General features: G+C 71.7%; 2 protein-coding genes. Both read right to left on the bottom strand.

Going from position 1 to position 4066, the window contains the following annotated elements; all coding sequences use genetic code 11:
• A partial coding sequence (locus tag ABZ671_RS32480) for a type I polyketide synthase (RefSeq protein WP_357865327.1) occupies positions 1-2003 on the bottom strand: 2003 nt, incomplete at its 3' end.
• 6 nt (positions 2004-2009) lie between these two features.
• A partial coding sequence (locus tag ABZ671_RS32475) for an acyltransferase domain-containing protein (protein WP_357865324.1) occupies positions 2010-4066 on the bottom strand: 2057 nt, incomplete at its 5' end.

The raw sequence follows: 4066 nt of genomic DNA, 5'->3' as shown, positions 1-4066 counted from the left end.
ACCCCGCCCGTGGGTAGTGCCTGCATGAGGCGGCCACGAGCCCCGACCAGACGTCCCGCGTCGGCCAGCGACAGCACCCCGGCGGCGTGGGCTGCGGCGATCTCACCGATCGAATGCCCCGCCAGGTAGTCCGGGCGGACACCCCAGGATTCGAGAAGCCGGAACAACGCCACCTCGAACGCGAACACCACCGCCTGCGTATTGACGGTCTGCCCGAGCAGGTCACCGTCGTCGCCCCAGGCGACATCCGACACCGGCAAACCCGTCGCCGCCGCTGCCGCGTCGAACGCCTCCGCGAACACCGGGAAACGCTTGTACAGGTCACGACCCATACCCAGCCGCTGCGAACCCTGACCAGTGAACAGGAACGCCACCGAACCCGAGATCACCGTGCCGGTGATCGGTTGCTCGTCCGCGGCGAGCCCGGCCAGCAACTCCTCCCGAGACGAGGCCAGCACCACCGTGCGATGCGCCAGCGCCGCCCGCGTCGCGAACGACGAGTACGCCACGTCCAACACCGACACCTCGGGCAGCCCCGCAAGGTGGGCGTGCCACCGGCCGAGCTGCGCGGTCAGCGCTGCGGCCGTACGCGCGGAGACCGCAACCGGAAGCGGCCCGGCCTGATCCGCGACCTTGCTCGGCGTTTCCTCGACCGCCGGCGCCTGCTCAAGAATGACGTGGGCGTTCGTGCCGCTCAGGCCGAACGACGAGACCGCGGCCCGGCGCGGGTGGCCGTTGTCCGGCCACGGCACGCTTTCGGTGAGCAGCCGGAGGTTGCCGGCGTTCCAGTCCACCACCGAGGACGGGGCGTCGATGTGCAGGCTGGGCGGCAGGACCCCGTGCCGAATGGCCTGGACCATCTTGATGATGCCGCTGACCCCGGCCGCGGCCTGGGCATGCCCGATGTTCGACTTGATCGAGCCCAGCCACAGCGGCCGGTCCGCCGGCCGGCCCTGCCCGTACGTCGCCAGCAGCGCCTGCGCCTCGATCGGGTCCCCCAACGTGGTCCCGGTGCCGTGTCCCTCGACCGCGTCCACCTCCGCCGCGGTCAACCCGCCCGAGGCGAGCGCCGCCTCGATCACCCGCTGTTGCGACGGCCCGTTCGGGGCGGTCAGCCCGTTGCTGGCCCCGTCCTGGTTGATCGCCGAGCCGCGGACCACGGCCAGCACCTCGTGTCCGTTGCGGCGGGCGTCCGACAGCCGCTCCAGCAGCAGCAGGCCGACGCCCTCGCCCCAACCGGTCCCGTTCGCGGCGTCGGCGTACGCCTTGCACCGCCCGTCCGGCGCCAGCCCGCGCTGCTGGCTGAAGCCGATGAACGAGGCCGGGGTGGACATCACGGTCACGCCGCCGGCCAGGGCCAGGGTGCACTCCCCGGTCCGCAGCGACTGCATCGCGAAGTGCAGCGCCACCAGCGAGGACGAGCAGGCGGTGTCGACCGTGACGGCGGCGCCCTCCAACCCCAGGCTGTACGCGACCCGACCGGAGACCACGCTGGCCAGCCCGCCGGTGCTGCCGCCGACCCCGTAGTCGTGGTAGACCACGCCGGTGAACACTCCGACCCGGCCACCACGCAGCGACAGCGGGTCGATGCCGGCCCGTTCGAAGGCTTCCCACGACGTCTCCAGCAGCAGTCGCTGCTGCGGGTCGGTGTCGGCGGCCTCGCGCGGGCTGATCTTGAAGAAGTCCGCGTCGAAGTCGCCGGCGTCGTGCAGGAAGCCGCCCTCCCGGGAGTACGACTTGCCGGGCGTGGCCGGCTCCGGGTCGTAGAGGTCGGTGGGCCAGCCCCGGTTCACCGGGAACTCGGTGATCCCGTCGCGGCCCTCGGCGACCAGCTCCCACAGCTCCTCCGGGGTGCTGACCCCACCGGGGAAGCGGCAGCTCATCGCGATGATGGCGATGGGTTCCCGGGCGTCTTCCTCGATCTCGTGCAGCCGCCGCCGGGTCTGCTGTAGCTCTGCCGTGGCGCGTTTGAGGTAGTCACGAAGTTTGTCGTCGTTTGCCATCGCAGATCAACCAATCTCGGCGCGGTCGGTGTCGGAGAAGCCGCCGAGGCCGAGTTCGTCGTCGAGGGCGGCGAACAACTCGTCATCGGTGGCGGAGTCCAGGTCGAGGTTGTCGTCAGGCGTCTCACGGCCGGTGCTCTCCGCGCCGCGCTGCCAGCGGCGCAGCAGCGCCTCGATCCGGGTGGTGACCCGGGCCCGGCCGCCGGTCACCTCGGCCCCCTCCAGCAATGCGTCCAGCCGGTCGACCTCGGCGAGCACGGTCGCGACCGGGTCGGCCGCGCGCGGGGAGAGCAGGTCGCGCACCAGCGCGGCGACCGCCTCCGACGTCGGGTGGTCGAAGACCAGCGTGGCCGGCAGCGTGACCCCGACAGCGGAGTTGAGCCGGTTACGCAGCTCGACCGCGGCGTTGGAGTCGAACCCGAGTTCCTTGAACGGGCGGTCCGGTGCGATGTCCTCGATCGAGTCGTGGCCCAGCACCGCTGCCACGTGCCTGCGGACCAGGCGCAGCAGCATCCGGTCGCCGTCGCCGGCCGGCAGCGCGGCCAGTTCGCGGCGCAGGTCGTTCGGGTCGGCGGTGTCCTCGACCGGTGCGACGGCCACCGGGACGGTACGGGCGCCGGTCTCGTGGGACATCCAGAAACGCCGCCGGTCGAAGGCGTAGGTGGGTAGGTCCACCCGCCGTCCGCCGGCCAGCAGTGGGGTCCAGTCGATGGTGGTGCCGCGGGTCCAGGCGGTGGCCAGGCCGGTGAGCAGTTCGGTCTCTTCCGGGCGGGTGCGGTGTTGCAGGTTGATGAAGACCGCGTCGTCGGTGATCTGCCGGCCCAGCCCGGTCAGGGTGGCATCCGGCCCGACTTCCAGGAACGTGGTCACACCCCGACCGGCCAGATCACCGATCACGTCGGCGAAGCGGACCGTGTCCCGCACGTGCGCGACCCAGTAGGCCGGGTCAGTCACCTCACCGGCCGTGACCACCGGGATCTGCGGCGGGTGGAACGACAGGGTGGACACGATCTGGGTGAACTCGTCCAGCATCGGTTCCATCAGGTGCGAGTGGAACGCGTGCGAGGTGTTCAGGCGGGTCGCCTTCACCCCCAACTGGTCCACCACGGCTTGCACCGCGTCCTCGACACCCGACAGCACCACCGAGGCGGGTCCGTTCACGGCGGCGATATCGACCCCGCCGGTGAGCAGGGGCAGCACCGCAGACTCGGGGGCGGCGACCGCGATCATCACCCCGCCCGTGGGCAGTGCCTGCATGAGGCGGCCACGAGCCCCGACCAGGCGGCCCGCGTCGGCCAGCGACAGCACCCCGGCGGCGTGGGCTGCGGCGATCTCACCGATCGAATGCCCCGCCAGGTAGTCCGGGCGTACACCGAAGGATTCGAGGAGTCGGAACAACGCCACCTCGAACGCGAACACCGCCGCCTGCGTGTTCACCGTCCGCGCCAGCAGGTCACCGTCGTCGCCCCAGGCGATCTCGGACACGGGCAGACCGGTCGCGGCGACTGCCGCGTCGAACGCCTCCGCGAACACCGGGAAACGCTTGTGCAGGTCACGGCCCATACCCAGCCGCTGCGAACCCTGACCAGTGAACAGGAACGCCACCGAACCCGACACGACCGTGCCGGTGATCCCGTCTCCGTCGGCCAGCCTGCGTCGCAGGTCGCCGGTGCCGGTGGCCAGCACCACCAGGCGGTGCTCCAGCGCGGCGCGGGTCATGAACGAGGACCAGGCCACATCGGCGAGGGGCCCGGCCGCCACGGCGGCCAGCTTGACCGCCGCCCCGGCCACCGCACCCGGCGTACGGCCGGAAAGCGCGACCGGCAGCAACACCGATTCCGGCTCGGCCTCCGCCGGCGTGGCGGGCGCGGCTAGCTGCTCGACGATGACGTGCGCGTTGGTGCCACTCAACCCGAACGACGACACCGCCGCCCGCCGAGGCCGATCCACCGCCGGCCAGTCGATCGCCTCCGTCACCAGCCGCACATCACCCGCCGACCAATCCACCATCGGCGACGGCTCATCCACATGCAACGACCCCGGCACCACCCCATACCGCATCG

The organism is Micromonospora sp. NPDC006766, assembly GCF_040636055.1.
Lineage (GTDB): Bacteria > Actinomycetota > Actinomycetes > Mycobacteriales > Micromonosporaceae > Micromonospora.
This window is presented reverse-complemented; position numbering and strand designations above follow the sequence as displayed.